The organism is Myroides sp. DW712 (assembly GCF_046557355.1).
GTDB lineage: Bacteria > Bacteroidota > Bacteroidia > Flavobacteriales > Flavobacteriaceae > Flavobacterium.
In genome coordinates this window covers 91,172-116,365 of record NZ_JBKFDO010000011.1, presented here as the reverse complement: position 1 = coordinate 116,365, position 25,194 = coordinate 91,172, and the positions used below count along the sequence as shown (strand labels likewise).

At 37.2% G+C, this 25,194-nt stretch carries 24 protein-coding genes and 1 pseudogene; 20 read left to right on the top strand and 5 right to left on the bottom strand.

Annotation, left to right across the window (positions count from 1 at the left end; genetic code table 11):
- Nucleotides 1-86: 86 nt before the first annotated feature.
- From ACLJX0_RS10490 to ACLJX0_RS10465, 6 genes are read left to right on the top strand one after another with little or no spacing between them, the layout of a single operon-like run.
- Entirely contained in the window at nucleotides 87-500 is a 414-nt protein-coding gene (locus tag ACLJX0_RS10490) for a thioredoxin family protein (protein WP_410880277.1), read from the top strand.
- 41 nt (nucleotides 501-541) lie between these two features.
- Nucleotides 542-1,471, top strand: coding sequence for an FAD:protein FMN transferase (locus tag ACLJX0_RS10485; RefSeq protein ID WP_410880275.1), 930 nt, complete (start codon nucleotides 542-544; stop codon nucleotides 1,469-1,471).
- 2 nt (nucleotides 1,472-1,473) lie between these two features.
- Entirely contained in the window at nucleotides 1,474-1,683 is a 210-nt protein-coding gene (locus ACLJX0_RS10480; RefSeq protein ID WP_410880273.1) for a DUF4266 domain-containing protein, read from the top strand.
- Between the two features lie 11 nt (nucleotides 1,684-1,694).
- On the top strand, nucleotides 1,695-3,146 hold the full coding sequence (locus tag ACLJX0_RS10475) for a DUF3570 domain-containing protein (protein WP_410880271.1): 1,452 nt from the start codon (nucleotides 1,695-1,697) through the stop codon (nucleotides 3,144-3,146).
- Between the two features lie 11 nt (nucleotides 3,147-3,157).
- On the top strand, nucleotides 3,158-3,682 hold the full coding sequence (locus ACLJX0_RS10470) for a hypothetical protein (RefSeq protein ID WP_410880269.1): 525 nt from the start codon (nucleotides 3,158-3,160) through the stop codon (nucleotides 3,680-3,682).
- 45 nt (nucleotides 3,683-3,727) lie between these two features.
- Nucleotides 3,728-4,762 (top strand): hypothetical protein, encoded by a 1,035-nt coding sequence (locus tag ACLJX0_RS10465; protein ID WP_410880267.1) that lies wholly within the window; start codon nucleotides 3,728-3,730, stop codon nucleotides 4,760-4,762.
- Between the two features lie 71 nt (nucleotides 4,763-4,833).
- Here the strand turns inward: ACLJX0_RS10465 and ACLJX0_RS10460 are convergent, their stop codons facing one another.
- Nucleotides 4,834-5,499: an ABC transporter ATP-binding protein gene (locus ACLJX0_RS10460; protein WP_410880265.1), complete on the bottom strand. Its 666-nt coding sequence runs from the start codon at nucleotides 5,497-5,499 to the stop codon at nucleotides 4,834-4,836.
- Nucleotides 5,500-5,644: 145 nt separating this feature from the next.
- Here ACLJX0_RS10460 and msrA point away from each other — a divergent pair, with 145 nt between their 5' ends.
- From msrA to ACLJX0_RS10430, 6 genes are all read left to right on the top strand, one after another.
- The gene (gene msrA, locus ACLJX0_RS10455) at nucleotides 5,645-6,175 is read left to right on the top strand and encodes a peptide-methionine (S)-S-oxide reductase MsrA (protein ID WP_410880263.1); all 531 of its coding nucleotides are present in this window, start codon (nucleotides 5,645-5,647) and stop codon (nucleotides 6,173-6,175) included.
- 7 nt (nucleotides 6,176-6,182) lie between these two features.
- Nucleotides 6,183-6,476: a hypothetical protein gene (locus ACLJX0_RS10450; protein WP_410880261.1), complete on the top strand. Its 294-nt coding sequence runs from the start codon at nucleotides 6,183-6,185 to the stop codon at nucleotides 6,474-6,476.
- A gap of 112 nt (nucleotides 6,477-6,588) precedes the next feature.
- Nucleotides 6,589-7,002: a hypothetical protein gene (locus tag ACLJX0_RS10445; protein WP_410880259.1), complete on the top strand. Its 414-nt coding sequence runs from the start codon at nucleotides 6,589-6,591 to the stop codon at nucleotides 7,000-7,002.
- Nucleotides 7,003-7,292: 290 nt separating this feature from the next.
- The gene (locus ACLJX0_RS10440) at nucleotides 7,293-8,033 is read left to right on the top strand and encodes a sensor histidine kinase (RefSeq protein ID WP_410880257.1); all 741 of its coding nucleotides are present in this window, start codon (nucleotides 7,293-7,295) and stop codon (nucleotides 8,031-8,033) included.
- Complete coding sequence (locus tag ACLJX0_RS10435; RefSeq protein WP_410880255.1) at nucleotides 7,999-8,709, top strand: LytR/AlgR family response regulator transcription factor; 711 nt, start codon at nucleotides 7,999-8,001, stop codon at nucleotides 8,707-8,709. Before ACLJX0_RS10440 ends, ACLJX0_RS10435 begins: the two co-directional genes overlap by 35 nt.
- A 182-nt stretch (nucleotides 8,710-8,891) precedes the next feature.
- Entirely contained in the window at nucleotides 8,892-11,159 is a 2,268-nt protein-coding gene (locus tag ACLJX0_RS10430; RefSeq protein ID WP_410880254.1) for a cation:proton antiporter, read from the top strand.
- Between the two features lie 59 nt (nucleotides 11,160-11,218).
- On the opposite strand, the gene mdtD is transcribed toward ACLJX0_RS10430, so the two are convergent.
- Together mdtD and ACLJX0_RS10420 are read right to left on the bottom strand one after the other, a co-directional pair.
- Nucleotides 11,219-12,646: a multidrug transporter subunit MdtD gene (gene mdtD, locus ACLJX0_RS10425; RefSeq protein WP_410880252.1), complete on the bottom strand. Its 1,428-nt coding sequence runs from the start codon at nucleotides 12,644-12,646 to the stop codon at nucleotides 11,219-11,221.
- Nucleotides 12,647-12,811: 165 nt separating this feature from the next.
- Complete coding sequence (locus tag ACLJX0_RS10420) at nucleotides 12,812-13,396, bottom strand: anthranilate synthase component II (protein WP_410880251.1); 585 nt, start codon at nucleotides 13,394-13,396, stop codon at nucleotides 12,812-12,814.
- Between the two features lie 39 nt (nucleotides 13,397-13,435).
- Here ACLJX0_RS10420 and ACLJX0_RS10415 point away from each other — a divergent pair, with 39 nt between their 5' ends.
- Entirely contained in the window at nucleotides 13,436-14,422 is a 987-nt protein-coding gene (locus ACLJX0_RS10415; RefSeq protein ID WP_410880249.1) for an aminodeoxychorismate synthase component I, read from the top strand.
- A 75-nt stretch (nucleotides 14,423-14,497) separates the two neighbouring features.
- Here ACLJX0_RS10415 and ACLJX0_RS10410 read toward each other — a convergent pair whose 3' ends face one another.
- On the bottom strand, nucleotides 14,498-16,021 hold the full coding sequence (locus ACLJX0_RS10410) for a hypothetical protein (protein WP_410880247.1): 1,524 nt from the start codon (nucleotides 16,019-16,021) through the stop codon (nucleotides 14,498-14,500).
- A gap of 207 nt (nucleotides 16,022-16,228) precedes the next feature.
- On the opposite strand from ACLJX0_RS10410, the gene ACLJX0_RS10405 reads away from it, so the two are divergent.
- Nucleotides 16,229-17,047, top strand: a complete 819-nt coding sequence (locus ACLJX0_RS10405) for a hypothetical protein (protein ID WP_410880245.1) — start codon at nucleotides 16,229-16,231, stop codon at nucleotides 17,045-17,047.
- A 109-nt stretch (nucleotides 17,048-17,156) separates the two neighbouring features.
- Here the strand turns inward: ACLJX0_RS10405 and ACLJX0_RS10400 are convergent, their stop codons facing one another.
- Nucleotides 17,157-17,882: a LuxR C-terminal-related transcriptional regulator gene (locus tag ACLJX0_RS10400; protein WP_410880243.1), complete on the bottom strand. Its 726-nt coding sequence runs from the start codon at nucleotides 17,880-17,882 to the stop codon at nucleotides 17,157-17,159.
- Nucleotides 17,883-18,152: 270 nt separating this feature from the next.
- Here ACLJX0_RS10400 and ACLJX0_RS10395 point away from each other — a divergent pair, with 270 nt between their 5' ends.
- The 6 genes and pseudogenes from ACLJX0_RS10395 to ACLJX0_RS10370 all read left to right on the top strand — a co-directional run bounded on the left by ACLJX0_RS10395 (nucleotide 18,153) and on the right by ACLJX0_RS10370 (nucleotide 25,189).
- Nucleotides 18,153-20,540, top strand: a complete 2,388-nt coding sequence (locus tag ACLJX0_RS10395) for an outer membrane beta-barrel protein (protein ID WP_410880241.1) — start codon at nucleotides 18,153-18,155, stop codon at nucleotides 20,538-20,540.
- A gap of 145 nt (nucleotides 20,541-20,685) precedes the next feature.
- The gene (locus tag ACLJX0_RS10390; RefSeq protein WP_410880239.1) at nucleotides 20,686-20,856 is read left to right on the top strand and encodes a hypothetical protein; all 171 of its coding nucleotides are present in this window, start codon (nucleotides 20,686-20,688) and stop codon (nucleotides 20,854-20,856) included.
- 59 nt (nucleotides 20,857-20,915) lie between these two features.
- Nucleotides 20,916-22,670, top strand: a pseudogene (locus tag ACLJX0_RS10385) (peptidase domain-containing ABC transporter); the annotation flags it as partial.
- A gap of 50 nt (nucleotides 22,671-22,720) precedes the next feature.
- Nucleotides 22,721-23,275, top strand: a complete 555-nt coding sequence (locus ACLJX0_RS10380) for a HutD family protein (protein WP_410880237.1) — start codon at nucleotides 22,721-22,723, stop codon at nucleotides 23,273-23,275.
- Nucleotides 23,276-23,300: 25 nt separating this feature from the next.
- Nucleotides 23,301-24,650 (top strand): SMI1/KNR4 family protein, encoded by a 1,350-nt coding sequence (locus ACLJX0_RS10375; protein ID WP_410880235.1) that lies wholly within the window; start codon nucleotides 23,301-23,303, stop codon nucleotides 24,648-24,650.
- Nucleotides 24,647-25,189 (top strand): RNA 2'-phosphotransferase, encoded by a 543-nt coding sequence (locus tag ACLJX0_RS10370; protein WP_410880233.1) that lies wholly within the window; start codon nucleotides 24,647-24,649, stop codon nucleotides 25,187-25,189. Before ACLJX0_RS10375 ends, ACLJX0_RS10370 begins: the two co-directional genes overlap by 4 nt.
- Nucleotides 25,190-25,194 lie beyond the last annotated feature (5 nt).

Here is a 25,194-nt window from a genome sequence, read left to right as displayed (position 1 = left end):
TTGAGAAAAAGAAGAAGTAGGGGAGACTTTGAGAAGGAATTCTAGAAAAAAAAAACTCTAGTAGAATTGTTAAGCTCAAAATAACCATGAGAAAATTTTATGTAGGCTGTGCCTTCGTATTGACCCAGTTCTGTTTTGGTCAAACGTTTAATGAGGCGTTAAAAAAAGCGTCGAGTGAGGAGAAAAATATCATTTTAGTCTTTGCTGGTTCGGATTGGTGCGCGCCGTGTATAAAGCTAGATAAAGAAATTTTTCAATCTGATGCTTTTGACAAAGAAAAAAAGAATTGGGTGTTCTATAAGGCGGATTTTTTAAAGAAATCCAAGCTAACGGCAGATGCCAAGAAAGAGAACAGCCAATTGGCAGATAAATATAACCCAGAGGGCTATTTTCCGCTGGTTGTTGTATTGAATTCGACGGGAAAAGTACTAGGAAAACTGGGGTATTCTAAAGATACACCTTCGGCTTATATCCAGAAATTAAACGCTTTTATTCGCTAATAATCAAACTATTTACCAGCTGATTTTTTATTTCCCTTACGATGTCTTCAATCTTTACTCGAGCGTTTTTTCTCATGGGATGTCAGTTTGATCTCACCTTAGTCGCGGACCAAGAAACCCAGGCAAATGTGTGGATCGATGGCGCTATCGCAGAAATGAAACGCATAGAAGATCTGCTCTCAGAGTGGACGCCAAATACTCCTGTTTCTGCTGTTAACAGTCAGGCAGGGATACAACCTGTATCAGTTCCATCTGAACTGATACAGCTCACTGAACGAGCGTTGAACTTTTCTCGTCTTACGGATGGGGCATTTGATATTACAATGGCGGGATTAAATCAAGTTTGGGTTTATGACGGAAGTATGAAACGCCTCCCGTCCACGGTAGAATTAAAACAGGCCATTCGCCATGTAGGATACCAAAAGATCCAAGTGGATCGCGATAAACAAACGATTTTTTTACGGGAAAAAAAGATGAGAATGGGCTTTGGCTCGATAGGAAAAGCCTATGCTGCTGATTGTGCCAAAGCGTTTCTACTCGCGCAAGGGGTACAAGCGGGGATCGTTAATGCTTCAGGAGATATGGCCGTTTGGGGCAAACAACCCGATGGAAAACCTTGGACTGTGGGAATTGTAAATCCACTGAATAAAACCAAAGTATTTGCCACTTTTCCACTTCAAGATGGTGCTGTGGTAACGTCGGGAACGTATGAAAAATACGTCCAAATCGGGACAAAAAAATATTCCCATATCATCGATCCGCGTACTGGTGTTCCTACAACGGAAATTGCCAGTGTTACAGTCTTTGCTCCTATGGCAGAATTGGCTAACGGCATCTCAACGTCTGTCGCAGTTATGGGGATTGAAAGTGGCTTGCACTTTGTTAATCAGATTCCCAGTGTACGCTGTGTCATCGTGGATCATCAAGCTCGTGTATTTACTTCAAACAATATTAAAACCAATACGATTTAACAATGAGAAAACTATTTTATACCGGATGTTTTGTCTTGCTTCTCGCGTCTTGCCAGACGGTTAAGGAATATGAGAAGCAATACATTAACGATCCAGATATGGTATTAAGTGCGCATCCCTGTGAACGCTATGAAACTAATTTTCAGGTGTATAGGGAAGGAGCTTCTGGCGCTAATGGAGGAAAAACAGGTGGAGGTTGTGGATGTAATTAATTGATGGAACAATGAAAAAACGACTCATTAGCTTACTGTCCTTGACTTGTGTCTCAGGATTGTTATCGGCCCAAGAAAATCCAGTTACTCCAACCTATAAAAAGAAAGTGCTTGAGGCTATCGAGCTAGACTTTTTGGGGAGTTACTATGATCAAAAAGGAAAACACTCGGCAGTAAACGGCGGTATCGGTACGGAAGAATTAGATGATTACGCCGGAAATATGCTCTTGTCTATTCCTGTTAGTTTCAATGGTGTACTATCCTTTGATGTGGGGTTCTCTGCCTATACTTCAGCATCTTCGAGTAATATCAACCCTTTTATGAGTAGGCAAATTACGCAAGTCAATGCAACAGGTGCCTCTACGGGTGCTACTTCGGTTGAAAGTACCAAAACTCAACAATATGGTAGCCCTTGGTATGCGTCAACAGGACCTTCACGCAAAGATGTTTTATACAATTTAGGGGCCAGTTATAGCCATAGCTCCGCCGATCGAAATACTATTTTAACGGTGAATGCCGCTGTTGCACGTGAATTTGATTATGAATCTATTGGAGCTGGTATAGGGGTAACGCAATTATTCAACGAGAAAAATACAGAAGTGGGTATTAAAGCCAGCGCTTATTTTGATACGTGGAAACCGTTTTACCCAACCGAATTGGATGAATTCCATACGTATGGAACTAATTTTCAAAATGCAGGATACTTTGCCAATGTAGAAATCTATGACCAAAATGGAAATGTCTCTACTAAATATCTTCCTGATCGATTTAAAGCTTTTGATAGTCGAAATCGAAACTCCTATGCTATTACCTTATCTGCAGCTCAAATTCTAACGGAAAAAATGCAAGTGGCAGTATTTGCGGATGTATTGTATCAAAAAGGATTGCTCTCAACTCCTTACCACCGCATCTACTTCGCGGATAAAACCGCCCATTATATTGGAACACCCAATTATATCCCCGTGTATGATTCACCAGAAAATACAGAAGTATATCGCCTGGCAGATGATGTGGAACGCTTGCCTGATACGCGTTTTAAATTGCCTATCGGTATGCGCCTGAATTACTATGTCAACAATTGGTTGAGCATCCGAAGCTATTATCGCTTTTATACGGATGATTGGGAATTGCGCTCACATACACTAAGTGTCGAATTTCCAGTGAAACTATCTGAACGCGTAACCCTCTTTCCGATGTATCGCTTTTATACCCAAAGTGAAGCGAAGTATTTTGCACCTTTTGGTCAACATACGTCCAAACAAAAGTATTACACCTCGGATTATGATTTATCTGCTTTCGATAGCCATCAATATGGGGGAGGCCTTGTGTACAACAACCCCTTTAGCAAAGCATCTCTTGGTGGATTTGCTTTAAAAAACTTGGAAATCAGATACAACTACTATGATCGTAATGATGGCTTAAGTGCGAATATCGTAAGTGTGGGAATAAAATTTGTACAATAAACTTAGAAGACATGAAAAGAGCAGGAAGTTTCGCTATCATCACCCTATCCCTTTTGTTACTGGGCTGTAATAAAAATGACGATACTACAGTGGGAACAAAAGATGACGTTATCGGCATTTGGAGATTGAGAGAAAAGATTGAAAATGACCGTTTAGTTACGTTGGGAATCTGTGACCTCAAAGAGATGTACGTGTTTGGAAAAGAACAATATACTCATGAAACCTATAGCCAAGAACGCGTAAAATACAAAGCGACTGCAAGTAAAAAAAGCGCATCAGGTATTCAGATTTTTGGCAGTGATGATGACTACTATACCGAAGTGGACAATACAGTTAATTGTACGTCTAATGGGGTTACAGTAGGAACATGGACGAAGGTAGGAGGAGACAAGTACCAATTAAAAGGAACAAATACCGTAGAAAGTAAAGAATATACTTTTTCGTTTAGTGCGGATAAAAGGACCCTTTACTTAGAAGTAGAAACCTATTTGGCAGGAAAAACATATACCAGCTATTTGGTGTATAAAAAACAATAATACCCAGCAAAAATTAAAATTATAATTATACTAAAAACACACACAATGAGTTTAAAAAAAGCCGGACTATTAAATGTCCTTCTGTTGCTATGCATTATGGTAACGAGTTGTAGTAAAGGGGATGATAATACTGTTGATCCAAATAATCCACCACCAACGTCTAAATTGCCTACATTGAAATTAACGGCAAGTACGAAAGATGCCTTTATTAACGAAGAGGTTACTTTTAAAGTGGTAGACGAAAAAGGAAGCGTTGTAACGGATGCAAAATTGTTTATCAATGAACAAGCATTAAATACAACTAGTTTTACTTCTAAAACTCCAGCGAGTTTTAAAGTTTATGCACAAAAAGCTGGATTTAAAACCAGTAATACAGTAGAAATTCGCTTTATGGAAGAGGATGATGTTGATGCAGTGGTAACTGGGAAATGGAAGTTTATTCCTGCTAATGTAGATGCAGTTTTTGAATTTAAAAAAGACATGAACTTTACTTTTACGCAAGGAGGAGAAACAAAAAGTGGGACGTATAATGTAAAAGGAAATCGAGTACAGCTAACTTTAGTAGATGGAAGCACAAGAGATGAAGATTACGGCGTTATCACTATTTCAAAATTTACAGCCAATTTATTGGATGTAGAGATTATTGCCAAAGATGGTTTCAAAACAGGTAAAACTGGGCAATTAGAGCGTGTAGTTGATGCAGATCCAGGTACTGGTGGCGGAGACGACGATGACGATGATGATACGAATGTAAACATTAGCTTGGATATTTTCTACGGTGAATGGAGAGGATATGAAGATGGACAACAGGATTATTCGATCAAAATGAAGTTTAAATCGGATAAAATGGAGGCTGAGGCTAAAAATATGGGAAAATATAACCCTGTTTTATACCTCGTTGATGATTTGCGTTACTATGAGTTACACAATTCAAGTACGTTAGTGATGACAGGAAAGCGTTCAGGACTTGTATACTACTTTAAAGTATCAAGCTATACAAGTAGAGAAATTGTAGGAACATTATACTTAGATAGTATGATTCCAGGCAATGCAGTGAAATTGACTTTAAGAAAGAAATAAGCAGTTTTCTTTGGCTAAAAAGGGTAGTGTCTCAAAAGAGTGCTACCCTTTTTTTATATTGTTTTTTTCAACTAAGCGTGATGCATTAGTCCATCGGTCATGATTAATTTGCGATCCGCCATATCGGCTAATTCTTCGTTATGGGTAACAATTACAAAGGTTTGATTAAACTCGTCTCGCAACTGAAAGAAGAGATTATGAAGATTTTCGGCGGTTTTAGTATCTAAATTACCCGATGGTTCATCCGCAAAGATCACTTTCGGTTTATTGATCAGCGCTCGAGCTACAGCCACGCGTTGTTGTTCTCCTCCTGATAATTCAGACGGAAAATGGTGAGAGCGATGAGATAGACCTAAATAATCCAATAATCTTTTAGCTTCCTGTTCTGTTTCTCTTTTGTCTTTTCCAGCAATAAAAGCAGGAATACACACGTTCTCTAAGGCATTAAACTCGGGCAGAAGCTGATGAAATTGAAAGATGAAACCTAAATTGAGGTTCCGAAATTTAGAAATTTCTTTGTCGTTGAGTTTTAACACATCCGTATCGTTGATAAATAGTGAACTGTTGGGCTGAATACTAGGCTTGTCCAATGTACCTAAAATATGGAGTAAGGTCGTTTTTCCAGCGCCTGATGCCCCCACAATAGATATGATTTCTCTCTCCTTAATGTGAATATCAACCCCCTTTAAAACTTCTAATTGGTCATATGATTTTCTAATATTCGTTGCTCGTATCATAATACTTTCTTTGATTGAATACAAAATAACAATGTTTTACCTCAACTAAAAATTAAAAAGGGAAAAATATTTCAAATGACGATTGACTTCCACCGATTATTAATAACTTAGACCTAGTAAAAAGAAGTAGTAAAGTAAAAGATACATGAAAAAAGCAATACTAGCAGGAGGATGTTTCTGGTGTACAGAAGCGGTATTTAAGCATTTAAAAGGGGTAATTGATGCCGTTCCTGGTTACATCGGAGGAGCAAAAGCACATCCAACGTACGAAGATATCTGTACAGGGACAACAGGACACGCAGAGGCCATTGAAATTACGTATAACGAACAGGAAGTGAGTTTTATGGAACTATTGGAAATCTTTTTTGCTACCCATAATCCAACTACCTTAAATCGACAAGGTGAAGATATCGGTACCCAATACAGAAGTGAAATCTTTTATGTGGACGAAGGGCAAAAAGAAATGGCGCTAGAATATATCGGAATTTTACGCGATGAGAAAGTATTTGACCAGCCCATTGTTACTCAAGTAAGCCCTGCACCAACTTTTTATGAGGCAGAAGATTACCATAAAAATTACTTTGAGCGCAAAGGAACAGAAAACCCGTATTGTCAACTAGTCGTAAAACCCAAAGTAGATAAATTTAAACAGCATTACGCTTCTAAATTGAAATAGAGTTCTCATGCAACAGCAACAAAATCAGCAAAATCCCCTAAAAACAAGACAATTGTTTATTGGTTTGTTTCTCGATCTAATTGGGATGGCCAGTTATTTGATTCCTGGACTAGGTGAATTTAGCGATGTGATTTGGGCTCCTATATCTGCATTTATACTAGCTAAAATGTATCCAGGTAAAGTAGGAAAAGTCGGCGCATTGGTCAATTTTATTGAAGAATTGTCTCCTGGACTGGATATTATTCCAACTTTTACCCTCACTTGGGTTTATACCTATTATTTTCAGAAGAAAAGTTTCTAATAAATGTTGTTTTTTATTTTGTTAAAATCATAAATTTTTCTTAACTTTAAAGTGCTTCCAGCATAAAGCATAGAGGCAGAAAAGCATTGATTAACTATAAACCATATTTTTTATGAGAAACTTATTTGTGATTATTTGTAGCGTTTTCCTACTCGTTAGTTGTAAAGAAACAAAAAACAGTAGAGCGTTGGGAGATGAAAATGCAGGAAAAACTTTAATAGGTTGGTATTATTATAATTTAGGAGAAGAAAAGTATAACGATTTGAAACAATATCTCGATGAGGATTTTTTTAAAACAACCACAGAAGCGGAGTTTTATGCTAAATTGAAAGCGAGAGAAGCAGAACTAGGACATATTATTAAAGCCGTTTTTAAAGAGGGCGATATGACCGAAGAAAACAAGAAAGATAAAATTAAAGAATTCGAATTCGAATATGATGTACAGTATGAAAAAAGTGCAACCGTTGAAAAGTTTCACTTGATTAAAAGAGGAGATGAATTCAAAATTGCTAAAATCGAATTTTAAGTTTAGCACTATAGAACATACACCCTAGGGGGAAGAGAGAGAAGCTCAAAAGCTTCTCTTTTTTTGATTTCGTTTTTTCGTCTTTTGGTGTTTGGCTTTTGATTAATAGCATATACCTAGAATAATTAGCTTACAAATCTCACCCAACCTCACCACATCTCATCCAACCCAAGGATAAAAACTGTACATTTGTTCTCAATGATGAAATGAAATTCCCGAAACTTGTCGTTTATCGCAATAAAAGAAGTAAGGAAAACAAAGATTCAAAAAGGACAAGCTAAAAGAGAAACATGGAGTACTTATATCTTTTTATCATCTTTTTATTGCTAGTTATCGTGGGGATTTTATTGTACTTTTTATTTCAGTACAATAAGCAACGAGTGGCTTTTGAAAAAGAAAAGGACTTGTTTGATACTAAAATCAAATATTTACAGCTGGAAAATTTGGAATCGAGATTGGATCCTCATTTGTTTAAGAATATTTTAAACTCTATTCAATCACATGCTTATCAAACCTATTATGCCTTAGATAAAATGGCAGGGGTTTTAGATTATATTTTATACGATAGTCAACGAAAATTGGTGACCTTAAAAGAGGAACACGAATTTGCCTTGCGCTTGATTGATATCAATAAAATAAAGTTGAACCCCCTTTTTCGCCTGGATGTTCGTTCGAATATTGGTGAAGTAGAGGCTTTGTACACGGAAGATTTGGTGGCTCCGTTAATCTGCGTAGAGCTAATTGAAAATGCATTTAAACATGCTGATTTAACAGGGAATGACGCTTTTATTACCATTCTGTTTAAAGTAAAGAAAGGACAGTTTGACCTGGTTGTTTCGAATAAAAAGTCATCCAAAGGGTCCTTGAGAAAAGAAAAGGGAGGTTATGGATTATCCGCCTTACGCGAGCGACTTCATCTCATTTATGGTCCCTATTATAAGTTGGAAAAATCGGAAGACGAACAAGTACACTCCATGCACTTAAAAATTAATTTGTATGATTTCAAAGCTAAAATGTATACTCTTAGATGATGAGTTACTGGGATTAAAATACCTAAAAATGCTCTGTGAACAGATTCCCGAGATTGAAGTGGTTAAAGTATTTGATAATCCTACTCAATTTCTGGAAGAAGCTCCTTCTTTGGACTTTGAATTGGCTATTCTCGATATTAATATGCCGGGAATGGATGGACTTAGTGTTGCTCAATTACTCAACAACAAAGGAGTGATATTCGTAACAGCCTATAAAGAATATGCGTTGGAGGCCTTTGAAGTGGATGCGATTGATTACATCGCGAAACCCATTAAAAAAGAGCGATTGCAACGGGCTATCCACAAGGCTATGCGTCAGCTAAAACCCTTAGAGCAAAATATGTCTTTGACTATTAATTCTAATAAAGGGAAAGCTATCTTACAGTTTGATGATATACTCTACATCAAGACCTGTGATAGTGACGGTAGAGATAAAGAAATTACTCTAGAAGGAAATCAACAGCTCATCGCCAAGAATATTGCACTGGACAAATTGGTAGAAGTATTGCCTGCAAGTAAGTTTTGTCGCATCAATAAACGAGAAATTATTGCCTTAAAAATTGTGCGCTTTTTTGGTCATGATTTGATTACGACTCAATTGATAACAGAACAAGGAAAACCCTTAGAATTGACACTTGGCGTAACATTTAAGACTGATTTCTTAGACAAGATTTAAGTTCATCCTAGAAGGGAGAGCTTGTTTTTGTGAGAACAAAACGGCCTTTCAAGTGAAGGTGTTGTTTTTTCATTACAAGAATTTAGCGTTTCATTACAAGAAAGCTTCGTTTGAACTCAGGTAAGAGGGGAGGAATCTATATATTTCAGAGTTTTGTCTCTGAAATAAAAACCTCAATTACTATGTCTAAATACAGAAATTCCCTACTTTATGTTTCTATTATTGGTGGATGTACAGCGCTAATTTACTGGGTGGTTACCCAAGGATCAAAATTAGAAGTTAATACAAAAGCAGTGGTGTCAGAAAACACAGCTTGGGAGAATTTTCTTCAAACGTTAATACACAATCTCGAAAGTCCGTTAGCTCTACTCTTAGCGCAAATTGTAACCATCGTATTGGTGGCTCGTGTATTTGGTTGGATATGTAAAAAAATTGGACAACCTTCGGTTATTGGTGAAATTATTGCTGGGATTGCTTTAGGACCTTCTTTAGTAGGAACCTATTTTCCCGAGTTCTCTGCAGTGATGTTTCCCACTCAGTCCCTAGGTAATCTGAGCTTTTTGAGTCAAATTGGATTGATTCTTTTCATGTTTGTGATTGGAATGGAACTCGACCTTAAAATTCTAAAAAATAAAGCGCATGATGCCGTTTTAATTAGTCATGCGAGTATTGTGATTCCCTTTGCCTTGGGAATGGCTTTGGCTTACTATATCTTTGAATCATTTGCGCCCGATGGAGTGGATTTTCTCTCCTTTGGACTGTTCTTGGGAATTTCGATGAGTATTACAGCTTTCCCTGTATTAGCGCGGATTGTCCAAGAAAGAGGATTGCAAAAAACGCGAATAGGAACCATTGTTATCACTTGTGCAGCAGCAGATGATATTACCGCTTGGTGTTTACTAGCAGCTGTTATTGCTATCGTACAAGCAGGAAGCTTTGTTAGCTCGCTTTATATCATTGCACTAGCCTTTCTCTACGTTATTGTTATGCTTAAGCTCGTGCGCCCCTTTCTGGCACGTATCGCCAAATACCAAGGGAATAGCAAATTGTTGACGAAAGGAACGGTAGCTATCTTCTTGTTGACGTTAATTATCTCCGCTTATTGCACCGAGGTCATTGGTATTCACGCCTTGTTTGGTGCGTTTATGACAGGTGCTATTATGCCGGATAATATGAAGTTTAGAACCATATTTATCGAAAAAGTGGAAGATGTGGCTGTTGTTTTATTTCTGCCTTTATTCTTTGTATATACGGGATTGCGCACAGAAATAGGTTTGTTAAATGAACCGTATTTATGGAAAATCACTGGACTCATTATCCTTGTGGCGACGGTTGGAAAGTTTGTCGGAAGTGCAATTACCGCCAAATTCGTCGGTATCAATTGGCGGGATAGCTTGACCATTGGAGCATTGATGAATACTCGGGGGCTTATGGAACTTATTGTCTTAAATATCGGTTTTGACTTAGGTGTAATGACAGGAGAAGTATTTGCTATGATGGTGATTATGGCCTTAGCAACAACCTTTATGACGGGGCCTTTACTCGATTTAATTGCTAAGATTTTTGGTCCTTTAGGGGACGAACCTCAACACAAAGGCGTCATCATCGGAAAATATCAAGTGTTCTTGTTCTTTGAAAATAAGCTGAGCCTAGCTCCCTTAATGAAGTTGGCCAATGCCTTTACGGGAAAATCTAGTGTGGATACTCGTATTACGGCTATGCACATGATTGATAGCCAGGAGCTAAATTCCTTTAATACCCAAGATTATGAAGAGGAAATATTCGAAGCTGTACAAGAACAAGCAACAGAAATGGATCAAGAAGTGCAAACCTATTACAAAGTGTCCAATGATATTGAAAGTGATGTTGTAGGTATGGTACATCAAGAAACCTGTGATTTATTGCTGATTGAAATGGGATATTCCATCTATCGTGGTTCTGTGCTTGGAAATATCCTTGGTTTTACCACGCGAATCATCAACCCCGATGTCTTATTAAATAAAGTGACAGGAAGGGAGAAGTTATTTGAGAATTCATGGTTTAATGCACGTACCCAACAAATTATGAATCGCACTAAAATACCACTAGGGATATTAATTAATAAAGATTTTGAAAAATTAGAGCAGGTGTTCTTGCCTATTTTTAGCAAGGCTGACCTTAAATTGTTGCCATATGCACAAAAGATGATTCGCAATAACGAGGTACAAGTATCGATTTTAGACGCGACAGGAGAATTGGAGAATCATACGGAATTTAAAGAAAATATCAGACTTATCGAACAGTATAAGCCCAATCATATACGCATTGTAAGTAACAAGGTCGTATCAAAAGATTTTATTGAAGAATTTGACCTGATGCTTATTACCTTAGATAGTTGGAAGAAGTTGATTGAAACGAGAAGTATCTGGTTGAATCATGCGCCTTCTATGCTTTTAATGCAGTCGTTATAACTAGTTAGTTATGTTGTTTTATATTAATTTGCAGGACCTCAGACTGAAAAGTTTGAGGTTTATTTTTTAGATGAATCATAATCTTGTCTACCTGCTAAACTTGCCCCGTCATTTTTATCGAGCTTCATAAAAACCACACTAGATAAGATGGTTAAAATACCCATAACTAAAAAGGTGTAGTTAAAAACTGCCGTAGGATGATCAGGAGCGTCAATGGTACTGCCTCTGAAGAGTTGTAAAAACATGGCTGAAATAGAGATTCCCAAGCTAATAGCCAACTGCTGCGTGACGGATAATAAGCTATTCCCATCACTTGAGGTCGTGTGATCTAAATCTGCAAGAGAAATGGTATTCATAGAGGTAAATTGTACGGCATTAAAAGCACCGTTGCACACCATAAGTAAAATGATAACAAAGAAAGGCGTATTCTGGTTAACAAAGAAAAACAGACTAATGAGTACACCCGTAGCAATAGTATTAAAAACTAAGGTTTTCTTATAGCCAAATCGCTTAACAATAGGGATGACAAAGTTTCTGGAAATTAAGTTGGAAAGAGCTTGAGGAATCATCATCAGACCCGCGTAAAAAGCTGAATATCCAAACCCCAATTGCAATAAAAGCGGAATCATTAAAGGCATTCCTCCAATTCCAAATCGCGTAACTAAATTACCGATTAAGCCAATATTTAACGTTTTTATTTTAAATAAATCGAGCTTAATCAAAGGGCGAGTGGTTCGCTTAGCGTAGACAATATAAGTAACAATGAGTAATATAGCCAAGAGGAGTAGTCCTACCAATTGAAATACCGTTAGCGTTGGAGAATTCCAACGTTCAATAACCAAAGTTAGGACGGTTAATCCCCCACTAAAGAAAATCCAACCCATCAAGTCAAAGCGCTCCACTTTGTTGGTGAAATTGGGGATAATAGAACGCGCGAGTAGTATGACGATAATGCCTACTGGTAGATTAATTAAGAAAATCCAATGCCAGGAAAGCTTTTCAACTAAAAAGCCTCCAGCGGTTGGGCCTAACATTGGACCAATTAAAGCGGGAATCGTAATGAAGTTGATGATTTTTAAAAGCTGGTCTTTAGGATAAGCATAGAGCAGGGTAAGTCGTGCAACAGGTACCATCATAGAACCTCCAATAGCCTGAAAGATACGAGCAAAGATGAGTTCGTTTAATGTATTCGATAACGCACAAAAAAGCGATCCTAGGGTAAATAACGCCACCGCCAAAATAAAAATACGCTTGGTCCCGAAGCGATCGGCTAACCATCCGCTTAAGGGAATTAGTAAAGCTACAGTTAAGGTGTACGAAACAATAATGCTCTGCATTTCCAAAGGCGATTCACCTAAACTCTTAGCAATAGAAGGAAGCCCTGTATTTAGAATTGTACCATCTAAAGCTTGCATAAAAATTGCTAAAGCACCTAAATAGGGAAGGTATTTCTGAACCTTAGGATCTTGTATAATTCCAGCTTTCATCTACTTGTTTTTTTGCCAATAAAACATTGAATTTACCATTTTACATTCAGTCAGGCAATATTTTGCAGAAGATTTATGATTTAATTGCAATTTGCAAACCTGATTTTGGAATTTTATAACGGTATTGGCAAAGGTATAAGATACTAGTAATTAGTAGTGTATCTACTAATTATCTTGTTCAATCCAATTGGATAACATCTGTTTACCTAAAGGCGTCATATACGATTCAGGATGAAATTGAATACCTCTTATGTTTTTTGTTCTATGGCGAAAAGCCATGATAATTTGATCATTGCTCAAAGCTGTCACTTCTAGTGCATCAGGAAAAGATTGGGAAGCCAAAGCCCAAGAGTGATACAGCCCAATCGGTGTTGGATCTGGAATGCCATTAAATAGCAAATCGGCTGTCGTTTGCGATAAAAGTCGTGTTTGTCCATGAAAAACGTGCTGCAGATTATATAGCTGTGCGCCATAGTATTCTCCAATGGCTTGATGACCGAGGCAAACGCCCAAAATCGGTTTACTGTTCTCATAGCGCGTAAGAATGTCAAATAGAATAGGATAGGCACGAGGTACATCTGGACCTGGAGATAGTACCAATTGGTCATACGCATCTAAATCTTCTAGTTGCACTTGATCACTTTGCACCACGTGAATTCTACAAAGGGGATGTTCATCAAAAATTTGATACAAATTGTAGGTAAACGAATCTCGATTGTCGATAATTATAATTTCCTTCTTTTGACTCATAAACAATTTGTATTTTTGACCTTCAATTTGGATTAGATTATGACTGTCAAAGATACGATTATCTCAAGTATGAATACATGGGGAAAGGAGAGAAAACCCTTTTTATTTTTTATAGATTACAAAGGAGAAAATGGACAGGTTATTCCCTTAGATGAAGTGGATCAGGAGACCATCGCGTATTATGTTAATGGAAAAACAAACCAACGAATTCCTTCCTCTCTCCAACAACCACATCTCCATGTAAATCCTATTGATTTTGAGACCTATCAGGCTAGGTTTAATCAAGTAATGCAGCATATCCAAAAAGGCAATACGTATTTAATCAACTTAACATTAGCCACCCCCATTGTATTAGAAGGGAGTTTATTTGATGTATTCCACGCGAGTAAAGCCAAGTATAAATTAGCAGTGAAAGACCAATTCGTTTGCTTCTCGCCTGAAATATTTGTACAAATTAAAGCGAATCGAATTTATTCCTATCCCATGAAAGGAACGATTGATGCTTCCCTTCCCCACGCTTCTCGGTTGATTTTATCGGATGAAAAAGAAACAGCAGAGCATTATACTATTGTGGATTTAATTCGAAATGATTTAAATATTGTAGCTAAAAATGTACGTGTTGATCGCTTTCGTTACTTGGATCGGTTGCAAACTACTAAGGGAGATTTGTTGCAGATGAGCTCGCAGATTAGTGGAGATTTACAAGAAAACTGGCAAGAGGAAGTAGGTACTCTCCTAGGACAATTGTTGCCAGCAGGATCCATTACTGGATCACCCAAGCAAAAAACGGTAGCCATTATCGATGCCGTTGAAGCGTATGAACGTAACTATTATACAGGTGTTTGTGGAATTTTTGATGGAGAAACCTTAGATACAGCCGTCATGATTCGCTTTATCGAACAACAAGGCGAACAATGGGTATATAAAAGTGGAGGCGGAATTACCTTTGCAAGTCAAGCGGAGAAAGAATACGAAGAAATTTTACAGAAAATATACCTTCCAATTGAAGAAAAATACAAAAAATAAAAACCTGTGTAAAAGAGCCTATTACACAGGTTTGACAACTAGTAGTATCCTCTCTTTTCTTTGCATGTGCTTAGACTAGACCTCAATCGTAGAGAAGAAGGATTGTAAATGTTGGACGATAGTTGGGTCTAATACGAGATTATATTTTTTCTTTCTTTTGTGTTGTACCGTATAAGCAAATACAAGAGGGTGTAACTGATCAAAGCGTGCTTTAAAGGATGAAGCTTCTTTATTTTTAGCATATAACGTTAGGTTGACCAACGTATTGAGGTTTTTGGTATGCGGCAGGTAGTGCAAATGATGTAAAAGATAAAGGTGTAACTTCGTGGTTAAACACAGATGCAACTGCTGGGTTGTAATGAATGTTTGAGCAGAGTGAGTTTTAAAATCTTGCCGTATTGTTTGATTTACTTGATCTAAGTGATCTCGGTAGGGTTGTACAAAATCGCTATAATCCTGCATATAGCTTTTATACCAATGAATTTGGGGGTAGTAATCACTGGCAAAAATTCTATTCTTCGGTTGAAGTATTTTTTTAAAGAAAGCGGAAAACTCATATACGTAGTCTTGAATATAGAGACGAGTATGAGCCAATAGCGTAAAGCGAACATCGTCCTGTTTTTCCTCAATAGTGGCAATAATTTTTTTGAGCGTTTTGCTGGGATTTTCTTTGGTTAGAACTAAGAGAAATACTTGTTTTTGCTGTTGATTTTGCTGCAAATACAGTATTTCGTGAAATTGATAAATTTCCTCCACTTGATTCGTTTTCAATAAAGGCAAGAGTTGTTCACTGTATGTAAAGCGATTGCCTTTCTTCTTTCTTATTTGACGTTTAGGTTGAACGAAAGCTGTTTGTCCATTTATTTGTTCGAGTATACCTAAAACAAGATGATACAGTTTTTTTTGAACCCGCAGTAAGGCTTCGTTCCATATCGTATAATCTACATCTTCAATATCTTGCGCTAAGTCATCCAACATATAGTATACTTCAGCTTCGCGCTTGACAAATAGCGTTTTCATTTTCGGTACAATTTGTTCTAGTATTAATAAGCGATGTGTCAAGGTCTCCGTTGTGTTTGTGATTCCCAATAACACTGTTTCTAGAACATCAAGGTTGTAAGTAAACGATTTTAAAAAGGCCAAACTACTACCGCGATATTTTTGCGCGACAAAGTCATTACAGTATGAAGTTAGGAAAGCTTGTTTGTCTTGGTAGAGCGCGATATAAGGCCCAAGTGGTTTGTAAATTGGTTTAACTTGATGAGTAGCATTCGTTTGATAGATAATGTGGCTGGCAATTAAACTCGTTTTAAAAAGTATATTACCCATTTTGATCTGCTGAGCAATATCAGCATTATCTAGTATAACAAGAAGAATTCGCTCTTCGTTTACTACTGTTTTTTTATAAATCGAAGAAAATACGCTTTCCGTTTTGCTTTTGTCTTTTACATGCATCCAAAGTCCTCGTAGTGTTGAAGACTCCCAAATAATGCCCAACCAAAGGGTATAGATGTTGTTGTCCGTCATGCAAGTTCCTAGTTTTTGAAGCAGGTCTTGCGAAAAATCTTGTTGGGATACGCCTTGCCAATTTGTCGTCATATCTATCATTTTTTAAGGATATTGTGTATTTGATTTATGTAATAATTGTTATTTATATTTGAATTATTATAAATATATTTAGTTATTCTTTGCTAAATTTTCTTTATTTTTGCTATTAAGGTATAAAATCAAATGTACGGACAAAGTTTGAAGTAACCATGAAAAATTACGTATAACGTTCGTGTATTTTTTGTAAAATTTTTAGATATGAATAAAATTCAGCGCCTCAATGAGGCTATTAAATGGATTATTTTTGAGGGTCTGGCCAAAAATCACACGGATCTTGCTCAAAAATTAGGGTATAAGAAATCGTCTTTTTCACAAATCGTTAATGGCAAGGTGAATATCAGTACGAGTTTTCTTAATCGATTAGTGACATTTGCTCCGATACTAAATCGAAAGTGGTTGGTTAATGGAGAAGGGAGTTTATTTATTTCCCAACCCAAAACGATTCATGAAGAGGCAATGAAAGGTCAAAAGAGTGGGGTTCATCTCTTATTTGAAAGTGAAGCTACCTACTTAACTAAGAGTCATATTCCCGATATCTTTTACAACGCTCGGGGGAATACCTTTACTTTTTTTCCAGGAGGTAAAATGGATATTGAGGTATTTAAGATTCCGTTTACTGCCCATACGGCTTATATTGAACGGTACCGAGATATTCCAGGTATTCAGGAGCATTTTAATCGAGTTGAATTCAGTGTCGATTATTTTGAGTTAGGCTATTATCAGGCCTTTGAAGTGGTAGGAGACACCATGAATAGTGGAAATATTGAAGATACGCCAAATGGAGCTGAAATTTTAACGAAGGAAATTAATCGCGATTTATGGGAAGGTGGTTTTAAAACTACGCGATATGGCTTTGTCTTAGTGACCAAAGATCATATTCTGCATAAAGATATTGCCGATTATAATGTAGAAACAGGGATGCTGAGCCTCTCAAGCCGCAACCTGAGTTATGCTATAATGGAATATCCCATAGCTGATGTATATCAAATTTTTCACGTTATTAAACGCTTCTTTTAAGTGTAACTTGCTGTCATACAAAGCACAAACCTCGTTTGTGTTTTGTAGGTGGGCAAGAGCGGAGAAAAAGATCAGAAACCCTTTAGTGAAAGACTGTTGTATAGAAGGTTTACAGTAATTTGTGTACAATCACATAGCGAATTGCTTCTGTTAGGGTATGCACATGACATTTCTCCATAATCTTCTTGCGGTGAAACTTAATTGTATCAGGGGCAAGATAAAGTAAATCTGCTATTTCTTTTACCGTAAATCCTTGAATGGTAGCATATAAAACGGTCAATTCTTTAGTGGTGAAGGTGGGGTTTACCTGTCTGCGCCAATTTTTCTGCATTAAATCATACATCCAACAATGTGTAGGATTACTTGTATAAACAGTTATATTTCCCGCTTGTCGCGCAGTAGAAAGAGAAACCATACAAATGGACTTAGATAATCTCCCCCTAGACGTTAGTTGCAACGGTGTTACCTCTTGACGGATTAAGAGGTTGGGAATGTGGGGATGTTTGAGATGAAAATCACACGAAAGCGTATAGTCTTTTTTATACTCCATGGGCAACGCATTAAAAAAAGAAAAGCCAGCTTGGGTTAGTTGTCGTATTAATCCCTGTTCTTCTTCTGGAACACAATGAGCGTAAAAATTAAACCCCATCGTTCGTACTTTTTGAACAGTATGTCCACACAAAAATAAAGGGTTGTCAGCGATATAATCAAATTCCTTTTTTTCATGATTTAATACATAGATGCTTTTGTATGTCATTCGCGCGAAAGCTTGTATCGCTTTTACTGTAGCGTCGTTTAGTGCTTCTTCTGTTTCATTTGTGCTGTGCTGTGCCATAATAAAGAGGTTTACGACTTAAATGTAAGCGAAAGAAGGATAGCTTCTGTATTGATATTTCTTTATTGTATGCAATAGGTAATTACTATTTGAATAATGAAATTAAAGTACTACCCCTGGAGGTAGTTTTTGCTTTGTATCCTAAAAACTACCCTTGCGTGTAGCGGCTATGTAAAATCTCTTTTTTAATTTAGAATTACAATTTAATTTATTGATAATCAATGCATTAATGTTTGATTATTATAAATATATAACAAAAATAGTTCTATTATGTATAATTTCTACGCTTACTTGTTTGTTGCTTTTTCGCTTTTTTGTACTGCAAGTCGAGGCCAATCGTTTCGGGTGCAAGGCCAAGTGCTCAATGCACAAAAACAGCCCGTTGAATTTATGGATGTTTATCTAACGAGCGACACCCCTTCAACTACCCCTCATACGTATACGGATAGTTTAGGGCATTTTAGTTTAGAAGCACCTCGAGGTGCTTATGTTTTAGCGCTAGCTGAATTTGGTACGCAAAAGTACAGCCGTGATCTGCTACTCACTCAGGATGTAGATCTAGGGGTTATTACTGTAAATCAGACGGTTCTGCTGGATAGTATTACGATTCAAGCCAAGAAAAAATTAATCGAGCGCAAGGTGGATCGCTTGGTGTTTAACGTAGAAAATTCGATTTCTGCGAGTGGTGGTGATGCTTTAGATGCGTTGAAGGTAACTCCGAGTGTACGTATAAAAAACGACAATATTGCTTTAGCTGGTAAATCCAATGTTACGATATTGGTGGATGATAGGACTATCGCTCTTTCTGGAGAGGAGTTAATTCAATTTTTAAAGGGAATTGCTAGTGACAATATTAAAAGTATTGAAGTAATAACAGTTCCTCCTGCGAAATACCGTGCAGAAGGGGAAGGAGGATTGATTAATATAAAGTTGAAAAAGTCAGCTTTACACAGCTGGAGTAACACAAGTAGAACCTCCTATACCCAAGGAACTTATCCTTTGTTTTCTTTTGGAAATAATTTCAACTATCAACAAGGAAAATGGAGTTTTTTAATCGATGTTTCCAAGCTACAAAATAAGACAATTTATACCAATGATATGCAGTATTACTATCCAACAGCCTATTGGAAGAATACAGTTTATAATCGAGTACACTACAATGGTTTTTCAAGTATAGTTAATATGGGCTATGCTATCAGTGATAAGCGAAAAATAAGTGTACAATATATGGGGAATAGCGCAACACCGAAGATCGATGGAGAGGGAAATACGCTGATTTACCAACCAGAAAATGGGTGTTTACTAAACAGATTGCCTTCCGTTAGTCAAACAACAAATAAGAATTACAACCATGCTTTTTCGGTATCTTTGGTTACTCAATTAGATACGTTGGGTAAAAAGTATACCCTAGATGCCGATTATTTTGTGTATTCCGTTGATAAAGAGAGTAAACAAACAGCTGAAAAACGAAAGGGGAATGATGAGTTAGTTAGTACAACTTTGTTAAACAATAACGGTACCCAACGGATTGAAAATTGGGCGACGCAACTTGATTTTGAACTTCCCTATACTTGGGCAACCTTAGAATTTGGTGCAAAACTGAGTATGACCAAAACCAATAGCGCTCTTGCTATTACCATGGCTGAAGATTTACAGTCTCTCAATCAGCAAGAAGACCAATTTACGTATCGAGAAAATACACAAGCCCTATATTTTTCAGGTGCTAAATCATGGGGCGAAAAATGGCAAGTAAAGATGGGGTTACGCGCTGAGGCGACTCAAAATAAAGGCGATTCATTTAGTATGGATCAGACCCACAGGAATAAATATAGTAAATTATTCCCCACCTTATATATTTCCTATCAACTAAGTAGTAATCATGATCTTACGATTAAATATAGCAAGCGAATAGCACGTCCACCTTATGGAAATTTGAATCCCGCTCGATGGTATCTCAATACAACGTCTTATGAAGAGGGAAACCCATTTTTACAGCCCGCTTTCAATACGAATGTCGAATTGTCTCATTCCTATAAGAAACAATTCACGACGACTTTGTCCTATACCCATACAACCAATGGATTCGGTCAATTAACCATTCATAATGAGGAACACAATTTTCAAAAATTTGTTCGGCTAAACTACTATTCCGCTCATATTGCCAATCTAAACCTCTATACCAGTATAGATGTAGCTCCGTGGTGGACCAACATATTGGAATTCAATACTTTTTACACAGAAACAGCGATGCACACCATATACCTAAAACCGAAATATAGCGGTTGGGGGGCGTATTTTATGAGTACTAGTAGTTTTACCCTTAATACAGCCAAAACACTAACCGCTGAAATTAGTTATGATCAAGATTTTGCCTCCGAATATGCTGGAAATAGTATGAGTGCGAATGCGAATGTATCAGCAGGGATTAAGCTTTTACTATTCGATAAAAAACTACAGTGTGTAGTAAATGCCAATAATATTTTGGGTACAGATCGAATGAAATTATCGAGTATCACCCAAAATATCACCCAAACCTTTAAGCAATACTATGATACACAATATGTTAGATTGTCAGTGTCCTATTCGTTTGGGAATAAAAATATAAAGCTAAACCAACAACAAACAAGTAATGAAGAGGAGAGGGGGAGATTGAATTAATGATGATGATTTGTTTAGTTCTTAATGTAATATTTACTCTATAATCTATCATCCTGCCCAATTAATGTATAACAATATTTATATATAAATAAAGGAGAAACCTAAAGCCTATTTAAGTTTAGGTAAATTCGTAATTCTATCAAAAATGAAAAATGAAAAATTAAGAAGTTTTTTTAAAAATATCGACAAAAAATCAATTTTAAAAGATTTAGAAATCATTAAATTGAAAGGAGGAAATCAGAGTTTGAGAAATAAAGCAGCTGATTGTTCTGGATTTGCATGTGGAGCTTATCATGTGCTAGAGCCAAATAAATAGTATATCTAAGACTTATTGAATTACATCGTAATTCAATAAGTCTTATTGTTTTTTAGTCAAAACAAGGGAGACAAACACTTGCCTATATTTGGCGGTATTTGAACCCTTATCGCAAGCAAGTGCTACAGTTATTTACCTTACTTTTTTTGGGTACATTCACTACCTTAGTTTTTCCTATACTGACCCAAAAACTCATTGATGAGGGAGTCAACAAATCCAATTTATCTGTTATTGCCTATGTATTGATGGCTCAACTAGCTTTTTTCTTAGGTAATATCGTATTCAGCGTTTGTAGAAATTGGATTATGTTGGTGATGGGAACTCAAATTAATATTCAAATTATTTCTGATTTCCTCAAGAAATTACTACAGTTACCGCTCAATTTTTTTGATACCAAACTAATGGGGGATTTTAATCAGCGCATTCAAGATCACGAGAGAATTGAACAATTTTTGACGTCAGATAGTTTATTGACTGTTTTTTCCATGTTGACTTTCCTGGTGTTCTTCGGGGTATTGTGGTATTATGATGTTCAAATCGTATTCTTGTATATGACACTTACAGTCGTTTCGATTGGTTGGTCTCTGTATTGGATGAAAAAGAGAAAAATCCTTGATTATTTTCGCTTTCAACAACGCAGTGAAAATCAAGAAGCAATTTATGAAATCATTCAAGGCGTTACAGAAATGAAATTAAACCAATTGGAGGATTTTAAACGAGAGGAGTGGAAGGAAATACAACAAAAACTGTTTATTGTTAATAGAAGAATTTTGAAGCTAGATCAAGTTCAACTCGCTGGATTTGAATGCATCAATCAAATTAAAAATATCCTAGTTACCTTTCTAGCTGCGTATTTAGTTGTACACCAAAAGATGACGTTGGGAGCCTTGTTAAGTGTATCCTACATCATCGGTCAACTGAATAGCCCCATCAATCAATTGATTTCCTTTTTTCGATCGCTTCAAGATGCGAAATTGAGTTTAACTCGGCTAAATGAAGTGCAACAGCACCCCATAGAAGAACAAGAAAAATTAAAACCGCTCCTTGTTTCAAAAGACGAGGAAGAAGGGAAATGTGGAATTTACTTACAAAACCTGTCCTTTCAATATGAAGGTCCCCAATCTCCTTTTGTGTTGAAGGATATTACGTTGTTTTTTCCTCAAGGATAAGTAACGGCCATCGTAGGGGCGAGCGGAAGTGGTAAAACAACACTGATGAAACTCCTCTTGCGATTTTATGACCCCAGTGAAGGCAGCTTGTATTACAATGATCAGGCGAGCACAACCTTATCACCTAAGAGTATACGAGAGCACTGTGGGGTAGTCATGCAGGATGGTTACATTTTTTCGGATACCATTGCGCGGAATATTGCGACCAATGACCGCGTGATCGATGAGTCCAAATTAGCATCTGCGGCTCGTATTGCCAATATTGAATCGTTCATCGCTGATTTACCTTTAGGGTATCAGACTAAAATTGGCGCAGCGGGGAATGGTATTTCAGGTGGACAAAAACAACGGATTCTAATTGCGCGAGCCGTCTATAAGAATCCACCGTATCTCTTTTTTGATGAAGCTACTTCCGCTTTAGATGCAGAAAATGAAAACGTAATTCACAACAAATTACAAACCTTTTTCAAGGGGAAGACGGTATTGATTATTGCCCATCGACTTTCCACTGTCAAACAGGCGGATCACATTGTCGTATTACAGCAAGGACAATGCATCGAACAAGGAAATCATCAAACACTGGTGGCTCAAAAAGGGGCTTACTATCATTTAGTAAAGAATCAACTAGAATTAGGGAGTTCCTAAGCCAAAAAAATGTAGTAGTTTTAGCGTTTAATGCTACGAATAGAATACCGATGAAAGTTGAAGTAATCCGAAAAGAAACCGTTGCGGTAAGTCGCTGGTCTGGTGGAGAAACCAGAGCCTATGCTATTTACCCGAAAGATGCTGTATATGCTAATCGCGATTTTGATTTTCGCATCAGCAGTGCAACCATTGAAGATGTACCGTCTCAATTTACAAATTTTGAAGGCTATCACCGTTATTTGGCCATGTTAGATAACCACGTACAGCTAATACTGAATGGAGCGAATCAACAGTACGAGAAGCATCAGCTATTTGTTTTTCAATCGACGGATTTGATTACGTCTTATACGCAAGGTACAGATTTTAATTTGATGTTAGCCAATCACATTGTAGATGAGGTTGTTGAGGTGATGAATCAATCCTTTCAAACGAATCAACCCTATATCCTGCTATTTGCTTTAGGTAGTGGAGTAGTTGGTGTGAATAATCAACCCATAACACTGGAACCATGGGATTGTATCTTGATTACAAATGAAGAACGCGAAAGCGTAGCGGTGACCTTGAATCAACCCACGATTGTAGGGTATTGGTCGATATCGAAATAAGAGAAATACAAAAAGGAGGAGCAACGTGGATATACAACTAAAGAGAATAAAGGAAAAATTAGCGCAGAGTAAAATACTGGATGGAGAATTTGCGGTTTTTGGCGCAGATTCACATGGGTATGAAATAGGAGACTGTGCTACGATAGAAGCCGTACAAGCCTTTGAACAAAAAAACAACATCAAATTACCGGAGGCCTATGTTGCCTTTGTCACACAAATAGGCAATGGAAATCCCGATGAAGAGGCCTATATGGGAAGTGCAGCTGGACCCTATTACGGCATTTATCCCCTAGGGGATGGCATAGAAGATTTACTAGCGGGTGATGCAAAACGCTACTTGAGTTACCCTTGTCTCTTGCATCCTGATATGACAGAAGAAACTTGGCAAGCCTTGACGAGTGGGATGTATGAGGAAGATTTATCCGATGAGGCGTATGAAGCAATTGTTGGGCCTTTGTTTGGTGGATTATTACCCTTGGGTACCCAGGGCTGTGCCATTACGACTTGTTTAGTATTGAATGGCCCGTATTGGGGGAGAATCGTGTACCTCAATGACGATTATAAACCCGTATTTGCCTATGAAACTCATTTCTTGGATTGGTATGAACGTTGGTTAGATGAAATTATCTCTGGAGAATTAGTAGCGGAACATGCAGGATGGTTTGGTTATAAAAGAGGAGGAACAGCTGCGTTTCTATGGAGTGCTTTCCAAAATAGTACCGAAGAAAAAGAACAAGTAGAATATTTGGAGGGATTGATTAGTAAAAAAGACATACAGGAAGAAATTATCCAGGCGCTTATTGAAACAATACCCCAAGCGACAACCGCGGTTCGTCAACAGCTAATTTCTATTTTAGCGAAGGTTGATTACAGCAAATCGCTATCGTTTTTAGAAGAAGAAGTAAAGGAGAATCTATTGTTTGTCTTGCAACAAATTCACTGGTATGGAAGCAATGAAGCGGATTGGATTCCCCTGTTAGAAGTCTATAAAAATCAAATTGAAGAAGAAGAAACGTATCGTTTCTTTACCTATATTGCTCAAAAAGCAACAACAGATTTTGCTCATTTACTCTTGCCTGGACTCCTGTCACCGTTGAGTGCTATTCGCAGTCAGGCGGTTTATTCTTTGGGTAAAGCAACAGATAAACAACAATACGCAACTGCTTTTATGACGGCCCTTAAAGATGAAGAAGATCAGGTTGTGCTGTATGCCTTGCAAGCGTTAGGTGGGGTAGAAGATGACCGATTGATACAGGCTTATCAAACAGTATATCATAAGTATAAGGACAGTGATGAGGACAATTACATTATGATTAATCTCAATCATCGGTTAAAAGAAAAAAATCTAACAGTTGAAGATTTAAAAATTAAATGAAAGAAGAAAGAAAAAAGAGTATAGGGAAGTTTTTATCTCTTATTTTGAGACATGAACCCAGTAAAATTGGCATTCAACTGGATGCAAATGGATGGGCAAATGTTGAAGAATTGATACAAAAATGCGCCAAACATCGCGTAGTTTTTACACGAGATGAATTGGATGAAATTGTGAAAACAAATAATAAAAAAAGATATACACTAAGTGAAGATGGTTGTAAAATACGCGCCAATCAAGGGCATTCAATTGCTGTAGATCTTGAATTTACACCCGAGGTTCCTCCAGTGTATTTATATCATGGAACAGCAGATCGTTTTTTGCCCGCCATTAAGGGAGAAGGAATAAAGAAAATGAATCGACAACACGTACACCTTAGTGCAGATAAAGAAACTGCAATTGCCGTTGGCTCCCGTCATGGAAAAGTAGTAGTGCTAACTATTCTAGCAGGAAAAATGCAGGAGGATGGCTTACTTTTCTACTGTTCAGCAAATGGTGTATGGTTGACAGACTATATTGATCCTCAATATATCTCGAAGTAATTTAG

Coding starts and splice junctions, on each gene's coding strand:
- ACLJX0_RS10420 (WP_410880251.1), bottom strand. CDS start 13,396: ATGAGTCAAAAGAAGGAAATTATAATTATCGACAATCGAGATTCGTTT.
- ACLJX0_RS10450 (WP_410880261.1), top strand. CDS start 6,183: ATGCAACAGCAACAAAATCAGCAAAATCCCCTAAAAACAAGACAATTG.
- ACLJX0_RS10430 (WP_410880254.1), top strand. CDS start 8,892: ATGTCTAAATACAGAAATTCCCTACTTTATGTTTCTATTATTGGTGGA.
- ACLJX0_RS10445 (WP_410880259.1), top strand. CDS start 6,589: ATGAGAAACTTATTTGTGATTATTTGTAGCGTTTTCCTACTCGTTAGT.
- ACLJX0_RS10400 (WP_410880243.1), bottom strand. CDS start 17,882: ATGGCACAGCACAGCACAAATGAAACAGAAGAAGCACTAAACGACGCT.
- ACLJX0_RS10435 (WP_410880255.1), top strand. CDS start 7,999: ATGATTTCAAAGCTAAAATGTATACTCTTAGATGATGAGTTACTGGGA.
- ACLJX0_RS10475 (WP_410880271.1), top strand. CDS start 1,695: ATGAAAAAACGACTCATTAGCTTACTGTCCTTGACTTGTGTCTCAGGA.
- mdtD (WP_410880252.1), bottom strand. CDS start 12,646: ATGAAAGCTGGAATTATACAAGATCCTAAGGTTCAGAAATACCTTCCC.
- ACLJX0_RS10390 (WP_410880239.1), top strand. CDS start 20,686: ATGAAAAATGAAAAATTAAGAAGTTTTTTTAAAAATATCGACAAAAAA.
- ACLJX0_RS10440 (WP_410880257.1), top strand. CDS start 7,293: ATGGAGTACTTATATCTTTTTATCATCTTTTTATTGCTAGTTATCGTG.
- ACLJX0_RS10465 (WP_410880267.1), top strand. CDS start 3,728: ATGAGTTTAAAAAAAGCCGGACTATTAAATGTCCTTCTGTTGCTATGC.
- ACLJX0_RS10470 (WP_410880269.1), top strand. CDS start 3,158: ATGAAAAGAGCAGGAAGTTTCGCTATCATCACCCTATCCCTTTTGTTA.
- ACLJX0_RS10485 (WP_410880275.1), top strand. CDS start 542: ATGTCTTCAATCTTTACTCGAGCGTTTTTTCTCATGGGATGTCAGTTT.
- ACLJX0_RS10370 (WP_410880233.1), top strand. CDS start 24,647: ATGAAAGAAGAAAGAAAAAAGAGTATAGGGAAGTTTTTATCTCTTATT.
- ACLJX0_RS10380 (WP_410880237.1), top strand. CDS start 22,721: ATGAAAGTTGAAGTAATCCGAAAAGAAACCGTTGCGGTAAGTCGCTGG.
- ACLJX0_RS10480 (WP_410880273.1), top strand. CDS start 1,474: ATGAGAAAACTATTTTATACCGGATGTTTTGTCTTGCTTCTCGCGTCT.
- ACLJX0_RS10490 (WP_410880277.1), top strand. CDS start 87: ATGAGAAAATTTTATGTAGGCTGTGCCTTCGTATTGACCCAGTTCTGT.
- ACLJX0_RS10405 (WP_410880245.1), top strand. CDS start 16,229: ATGAATAAAATTCAGCGCCTCAATGAGGCTATTAAATGGATTATTTTT.
- ACLJX0_RS10410 (WP_410880247.1), bottom strand. CDS start 16,021: ATGACGACAAATTGGCAAGGCGTATCCCAACAAGATTTTTCGCAAGAC.
- ACLJX0_RS10460 (WP_410880265.1), bottom strand. CDS start 5,499: ATGATACGAGCAACGAATATTAGAAAATCATATGACCAATTAGAAGTT.
- ACLJX0_RS10395 (WP_410880241.1), top strand. CDS start 18,153: ATGTATAATTTCTACGCTTACTTGTTTGTTGCTTTTTCGCTTTTTTGT.
- ACLJX0_RS10415 (WP_410880249.1), top strand. CDS start 13,436: ATGACTGTCAAAGATACGATTATCTCAAGTATGAATACATGGGGAAAG.
- msrA (WP_410880263.1), top strand. CDS start 5,645: ATGAAAAAAGCAATACTAGCAGGAGGATGTTTCTGGTGTACAGAAGCG.